Below are 7,427 nucleotides of genomic sequence, written 5' to 3'. Positions count from 1 at the left end.
TTCGCCACCGCGGCAGTATCCACCGCGGCCATCGATCCATCAGACATCAGATGCTGCTCCTTGATCAGGAGTTACACCGTTCGTCTTACAGTCCCGGCCGTACCGGCCTCGCCACTAGGCGTGTGGCGTTGGCAGCCAAGTGCACGCGCGGCGGGCGACGGGCGGCGCGGGATGCGATGCGTCAAGCGCTGGATGTCGATGGCTCGACCAGGTGAGCGTCCCGCCCGCTGGTGGGGAGAGAGTTGATGGCGCGGCTTCGTGGATGTCCCGTCCGGCCGATGTCTACTGTGGTCGCCGTTGGGGATCTTCTCTGTCAAGCAGGTGCTCGGGCGTTGGCCGTCGCCGTTGAAGCGCCCCGGGTTCTGTGGAGACTATGAGAGGTGACGACGAGCCGGATTGACGAGCAGGGTTTGCCTGAGCTGCCGCCTGAGGTAGTCGACCGAATCGTTGATGAGTTGTCCTCGCGAGGTGAGAAGGCGGTCACGTGCCTGCGAACCGCAGCCGCGTTGATCAAGCAAGCGGTGGACGACGATCGTGGGCTTCGTTTGGCTGAGAGCGCCGGATACAACCTTCGGGAAGCACTTGACGCCGTGGTCACGGGACGTCCCCCGGTCAGCGGCGGCCTATCCGCGATCCTGGAGGCCTGGGCGCGTTACCAGTCGGAGGTGGCCCAGCCCGACGCGGACATGACCGCGTCGTTGAGCGCGTTGGAGGATGCGCTGCGCCGCGTCGCGGAGAACCGGGACCGAAGCTCGTACCACGCTGCGCGTCTGCTGGGTTACCTACGAGACAAGACCGGCGTTGATCCTCTCCAAGGGGAAGCGGACCCGATTGGCGAGTACAACCGACTGCGAAACGACGCGAACACGGCCTTGCACGCGGAGTCGGCGCTGGACGCGGTGACGGCGCTGTACGACCGGACAGTGGCTTGGTTCATCCGGATGTTCACACCGCCGGATGCGGTGGTCACCGCGATCAGCGAGCTGGCCGCTGAGCCGTGGCAAGGCGTAGAGCAGATTGGCAAGCTGCGGGAACTGGCCACGAACCCGCACCACCTGAGATTGTTCCTCGGCCGTCTCACCGACCCCGCCTGGCTCAACCCCGTGTACGACGCGGGCCTTCTGAAACTGCCGCAGCCCGATACGGCCTGGCCGGCAGCTAGCCTGCTGGAAGGGCTCGGGCGGAGTTCCCCAGCTGAGGTGGCGGGCCTGCTTGAACGCATGCTCGCGGATTCCAACGTATTGGGGCAGGATCGGCGGCTGGGTGCAAGGTTCGAATTGCTTCGCGTGGCGTCGCAGATCGGGACGGCTGGCCATTCGGTCGTAGGACGGATCGTCGAGCTGCACGCCAACGTTCGGGCCGTTCGGGCGCTCACGTTCGGGGTGGTCAAGCGCGCCGATCCAACAGATCCGGTGGTCCTCCGGGCGGCGGATGCGATGTTGAGCGGCGAGCCGTTCGACCGCGACGACTACTACGCCGGTGCGGTGCTCGACCGGCTGGCAGCCGGACTCGACGCCGGCAACGTCGCTGAGCGCACGCGGATGCTGTCGGCCAAGGTGCGTCGGCTGGCGCGTCACCCCGACATGCGGTTCGTCGCGCTCGACATCGCCCGGCTGACAGCCGACCTGGGCGAGGAGCGTGGTTACCTCGCCAAGGTCACGCACTACCTGGCTGGCATGCTGTCACGTGCCCGTGAGCTCGGCGTTCCAACCGCAGATCTGCTCGACTGGACGAAGAGCATTCCCGGTGCGATCGGCGAGCGGGTCACCTGCAGGATCCTGGCGGAGGCAAACGAGGTGCCCCTGCAGGACAAGATCGACCACATTACTCAGCGTTTGGCGTCCTCGACTTGCACGGGGGACGATTGCGACCTTGTCATCAGCGTGCTCAACGACGACCCGGAGCCTGATGCGCTCGCCGTCTGGCGCAGGGCGCTAGGAACGCCCTCCGCGGCGCCGGAGAATCCTGCGTCTGCGTTGCCAGACGACTGGGCGCGGGCGTGGCGATGGTCCATGGTGCTACCCGCATCCCTGCTCGCAGAGTGGCGGGAGCCCATAGCCCAAGTCACCGCCCGGCACGGTGAGCCGGATCCGCACGCCCTCGACCGCAGAAGCGAACGATTCGAGCTGCGCACCGGCCAGTCCGCCCACAGCGAGGACGAGTTGACTGCGCTCCCAGTCATCGAAGCGGCTGAACTGGTCGCAAGCTGGCGCCCTGACACGGCCAGCGACGCGAGGATGCTCGGAGCGCGGGAACTCGCCCGAACGCTGGAAGCCGTCGTGAAGGCCAACCCCGATAGGTGGTCGACCGACCCAGTCGCAGTCGTCACGGCCCTTCACGAGCCGGTCTACGTGCTCCACTACCTCCGCGCCCTCACCGACCTCGCCGGCGAGATCACGCCCCGAGCGCCGCAGATCCTCAAGGCAGCAGAACTGGCGCGGACCACCCGATGGGAACCCGCTCTACTTGGGCGGGACGACTTCGACTTCGAGCCCGGCTGGCACAACGTCGACACCGCCGCCGTGGACCTACTCGCGGCCCTCGCCAACAAGAGCGCAGACCTGACCGGACACCTGGAGACGGCATGGGCATGGGCCCTCGAACTGATCGACCGCATACCAGACGCAGACGACGACGCAGGCGAGGTTAAGACTTCGGGTGGCGACCCGGACGCCCTGTTCCATGCGATCAACCATCCGAGAGGCCGTGGACTCCAGGCAGTGCTCGCCCTCGCCGGGTGGGAACGTCGTCAGACCGGGACCATCAGGGCCGAATTCACAAAGCTTCTCGACGAGCTCGTCCAGGTGCCCGGACGTGTCGGGATGCAGTACCGGGCGATTCTGGCAGAACATCGAGTGTTCCTCGAGGCAGTCGCGCCCGCGTGGCTTGAGCAGAACACCCCAACGTTGTTCAGCGACGATGACCGCGGACGTGAGACATTCGACCTGACGCTCAAGCATGCCCGACCGACCTCATGGTTCTATAGGCACTTCCGGAGCCAGATATTCGCCGCCGCCCGAAGAGGCGCTGTCAACGCCGTTGGCTGCCTGCTTGTCGGCGCGCTCAATGGGAAGGACGGCTACTCCAGCGACACGATCATCGAGGGCCTCCGCGGCGACACCACGGCGTTGACCAGTGCCGCTAACGAGATCGCGTACTTGGTGCAGTCCAGTCAGCCGGGCACCCCCGAGCTAGAGACCGCCGTCACGTTCTGGCGCGCGTTGCTCGAAGCCGACCGTCGCGTCGTTCCAGCCGAGGCGCTGCAAGCATCCGGCCGGTGGGCGCTCGTGACCGGTCTCTCCGATGAGGTCTGGGCGGAGCAAACGGTTCAGACGCTGGAACTCACCGGCGGGCACATCGACCTGCCGATCGAGGTGGCGGATCGCTGCAAGGCCGCCACCTCGTCAGGCGACAGCACCAAGATCCTCCTGCTTCTGCTCGGCCAAGGCGAGCCGTGGGAACAGGACTACGTCGCGCGTGCTGGTGTGGAGAAACTCCGGACCCTCGCCCGACGGCAGGTAGACGAGAGCTTCTGGCGCCTGCGTACCAGGCTGATCGAACTCGGATACCACCAGGCTGCAGACGTCACGCCGGCCAGCGGCCCTGCACCCAACGATGAGTGACAGCCTCGAGATGCGGGCCAACCGCCGATCCCCGTACGACGAGCAACGACGCTCTACGCCGTCGGAAGGCCGGCGACGCTGCGGCAGGTGCCGGGTTGGTTTCGCCCGTACCACCAGTCGGCTGCATGCGGTGGTGCAGGAAGGGCTTGAACGCGCCGAGAACATCGCGTCCACCGGATGGATTGGGATTGAGCAGCTGGTCAAGGCTGTCGGCCCGCACGTACCTGCGGACGGTTTTGATGTCGAGCCGCAGCCGTCGGGCGATGGCCTTGTTGCTCAGCTTGTCGGCCTTGAGCCGGTGCACCTCGGCGTGCCGGGTCCGGGTGTTGACCGCCCGCCTGCCCTCCGGCGACGCCGCCGACGTGCGCTGCGGCACCGGCGGCGGGTTCACCGCAGCGGCCGGTGGTTGGGCGGGACTGCGCTTGCGCTGGTCATGCGCCAAACCCCGGTGACGGGCGGCATACGAGCGCAGGGCTCGCAGGAAGTCGATCTTTCGGAATCCGGGCCTGCGGGCCAGGGCGTGTTCGACCTGCGCCCGGACGGTGCGGTGCTGTTTGTTCGGGTCTGCTGCCAGCCGGCAGCCACGCCGCGCAGATGGAGGATCAGCTAGGGTTTGCAGGCAACACCGGCCCAGTAGTAGGCGGCGTGCGGGTCGGCGGACTCGCCGTCGTCGGGTTGCCAGGCCATCACCGGCACGATTCCCGGTTCGACCAGCTCCCAGCCGTCGAAGAACCGGGCCACCTCCTCGCGGGTACGGGGCACCAGGGTCATGCCGCTGTCAACGGCCGCGGCGACGGCGGCCGACATGGCCTCGGGGTTGAAGTCGCCGGTCGGGTGGGTGATCGCCACGTAGCTGCCGGACGGTAGGGCGTCCATCAGCACGCGTGCCTTGTGCCACGGGTCGTCGGCGTCGTCGAGCAGCATCAGGATCGCGATCATCGTCAGCGCGACCGGCTGGGTGAGATCAAGTGTTTCGCGCAGTGTCCGGTGGTTGAGGATCATCTTCGGTTCGCGCAGGTCGGCGTGGATGTACTCGCTGCGTCCCTGCTCGGTGCTGACCATCAGGGCTCGGGCGTGGGCCAATACGATGGGGTCGTTGTCGACGTAGACCACTCGGGTCTCGGGGGCGATCTGCTGGGCTATCTCGTGCAGGTTCGGCCTGGTCGGGATGCCGGTGCCGATGTCGAGGAACTGCCGCACACCGGCCTGGCCGACCAGGTAGCGGGCCACGCGGTGCACGAAGTAGCGGTTCTCGGCGGCCATGGACCGGATCGTCGGGATCGCCGCCATGAGGGCTTCGGCGACGGCCCGGTCGGCGGCGAAGTTGTCCTTGCCGCCGAGCCAGTAGTCGTAGATCCGCGCCGAGTGCGGCACGCTGATGTCGATCCTGGACGGCGCTGTCCGCCGCTGATCTGCCACAGCCTCGTCACCGTGCCGCACGGACACCTCCCACAAAGGACAATCGTTGGGCGAGCGGCGCTCAGCCTAGCCCGACACGGACACCGGCCGCATTCCCCCAACGGCTGTCGAGAGCAACCTCCAACTCGGCCCACCGACTGGCATACCTTGCAGTGTCGGGGTACTCGTTGGAGTGCAGAGGTAGGTACGGCTGATCTTGCAGAGCCGGACGCTGCTTCACGACCGGCATTGTCGTGTCTGAGTAAGCGCGTGCGGATGTGAAGGACGCTACTGCCCGCCGTTTGTCGCCGGTGGGCCGCCGAGTGACCCGGGTCCGCAGTCCAGGCAGGATGACTGGGTGCTCATCGTGCGGGCAACCAGGAAGCTGCTCGACGTCGTCGGCCCGGTCGACCTGTCCAGCGACGATCACGACACGACCGTGCTGGGACCGTGGTACGCCACCCGTATGCCGTGGCGGATGCGGGTGGCACTGCTGGTCAGTGAGTCGACGCTGCTGCCGGTCCTAATGCCGCTGACCCCGGCAGCGAGCTGGCGATCGCGGATCGCCGCACAGGTCGCCGCCGTCCTGGCCGCGCACGAGGTGCCGACGGCGTTCATCCAGACTGAGGTGCAGGCCATGCGTGAGCGTCACCTCGGCCCCACCGCAAGCCGACGTCTCGTCGGCGTCATGAACGAGTTCGTTCACCTGGCCGAGGTCCACCGAACCCACGACAGCGCCCCGGACCTCCTGGCCCTGTCGATGCGGCTATCCACGACACCCTGCAGCCCGCTGTACGCGCGTCACGTCAGCCCCGATCGCGAACTCGCGGCCGCCGTCCAAGCGCACCAGTGACCCGCATCGTCCGGGCCGCTGGAATCCAGCCGGGCGCTTGATCCACACCAGGCATCGCCGGAGCCGGGGCTATCTCTGCAAGATCAGCCGTACCTACCTCTGCATTCCAGGGGGTACCCCGACATGCAGCGGGCGCAGGCGCGGGCGAAGTCGGCCGAGGTGCACTCGCCCTCACTGCCGCGGTCGCTGTGGAAGATCACGTCGGCGACATGGCCGCCGCGGTGACGGCGGCGCCACAGGGCCCAGCGCCGAACTCAACGGCCATGTTCAACGCCGCCACGACCAGGCCGGCGTCATGGCGCTCGCTCCTTGCGGCGGCTCATCGCCTTGGGGCTTCGTCGCGCCCTCGCGGTGGCCGCAGGCGGGCGGAACCTGGAGGGGGCCCGAGGGGGTGTGGTCCCGCCTGCCTGCGGCGGGGCCGTGCGGCGACACGGCTCCACTGAAGGGGCGTCACGGCTGCGGGATCTGTTACCCCGTAGGGTCGCGGCCTGAGCGGGTCACGTCCGCGCCGGCGGCGTAGGGGACGACGATCGCGGAATCGTCTCTGCAGCCGCCGGAGCGTTTGTCATCGAAGCGGCGTGCGCCCTCGAGGGACGGCCGACAGGCTGAGGCCACACGGGCGCCCGTTCGTGGGGTTCGGCCGGTTGCTCTCGCTGAACGAGGCCCCGCCGCTGCACGAGCGGCGGTTTCCATTCGCCATCGTGGCCTTGTCGACGTTCCATCATGCCGGATCGGCAGGTCGTTGCCGGCGGGCAAGTTTTCCCTGGTCATGGCTCGGGTAGCGGTGGACCGCGCCAGATGGCGCCGGTCGGCGGAAGGGGATCACGGCCGTGAGTGAGCTGACCGCGCACCTGGACCTTCCGGTGGGTCCTGACGCCCTGGCCGCCGTCCGGCAGGCGGTCAAGACTGTGCTGATCAGTTGGGGATTCCGGCATCCTGAGTGGGTGGGCGATGCGGTGCTGGTCGCCGACGAGTTGGTATCCAACGCGGTGCGCCACGGTGGCGGCTGCCTGCGTCTGCAGCTCAGCGTCCGTGACGGCGAAGTGACCATCTCGGCGGTGGACGGCTCGGCGGTGGTGCCGCGCCGCCGGGACCCGGATGGCGACGGCGGCCGGGGCTTGGCCATCATCGAGGCCCTCAGCCAGGCGTGGGGCGTCGATGACCTCCCCGACGGCGGAAAGCGCGTCTGGGTCCAGATGCTGAGACCGCCCGTCCTGCACAGTGACTAGCCGCGCGAAATCTTTCGCGCCGGTGGCCCGGACGCAGGGGGACCGGGGACCACCGGGGCGGACCCTTTAGCACTCGGCCGGACTGGTGGCAAGACTCGTTGACCGACCCGTTGCAAATTGGGGGTTGACTCGATCGGGTTTCCGGGGCGTACTGGATACACGTTCCCGCAGCGCCGGCTGGCGCGGTCGGCCACACATGCAGCGGGCAGGCACTTCCACAACCGGGGTGCCTGAGGTTCCCCCCGGGATGTGGACACCGGGTTATGCCGCGATCTGGTGCAGCGTAGTCGGTGTGAGGGCTTGTTCGTAGTCGGCGGGGCTGAG

At 67.8% G+C, this 7,427-nt stretch carries 5 protein-coding genes; 3 read left to right on the top strand and 2 right to left on the bottom strand.

Translation table 11 applies throughout. From position 1 onward, the window contains the following. Nucleotides 1–380 precede the first annotated feature (380 nt). Entirely contained in the window at nt 381–3,623 is a 3,243-nt protein-coding gene (locus ABTW87_RS29900; protein WP_350654746.1) for a hypothetical protein, read from the top strand. Here the strand turns inward: ABTW87_RS29900 and ABTW87_RS29895 are convergent. Next, nucleotides 3,586–3,999, bottom strand: coding sequence for a hypothetical protein (locus ABTW87_RS29895; protein WP_350654744.1), 414 nt, complete (start codon nt 3,997–3,999; stop codon nt 3,586–3,588). The two genes, ABTW87_RS29900 and ABTW87_RS29895, sit on opposite strands and share 38 nt — an antisense overlap. Nucleotides 4,000–4,229: 230 nt before the next feature. After that, complete coding sequence (locus tag ABTW87_RS29890) at nt 4,230–5,042, bottom strand: SAM-dependent methyltransferase (protein ID WP_350654743.1); 813 nt, start codon at nt 5,040–5,042, stop codon at nt 4,230–4,232. Nucleotides 5,043–5,379: 337 nt separating this feature from the next. Here ABTW87_RS29890 and ABTW87_RS29885 point away from each other — a divergent pair, with 337 nt between their 5' ends. Together ABTW87_RS29885 and ABTW87_RS29880 are read left to right on the top strand one after the other, a co-directional pair. Then, nucleotides 5,380–5,874, top strand: a complete 495-nt coding sequence (locus ABTW87_RS29885) for a DUF6933 domain-containing protein (protein ID WP_350654741.1) — start codon at nt 5,380–5,382, stop codon at nt 5,872–5,874. Between the two features lie 830 nt (nt 5,875–6,704). Beyond that, on the top strand, nt 6,705–7,103 hold the full coding sequence (locus ABTW87_RS29880) for an ATP-binding protein (protein ID WP_350654739.1): 399 nt from the start codon (nt 6,705–6,707) through the stop codon (nt 7,101–7,103). Nucleotides 7,104–7,427 lie beyond the last annotated feature (324 nt).

It is taken from the genome of Micromonospora sp. NPDC126480, assembly GCF_040302465.1.
GTDB lineage: Bacteria > Actinomycetota > Actinomycetes > Mycobacteriales > Micromonosporaceae > Micromonospora.
Note: the sequence above shows the minus strand (reverse complement) of the source record. Positions and strands in the feature narration are given on the sequence as shown.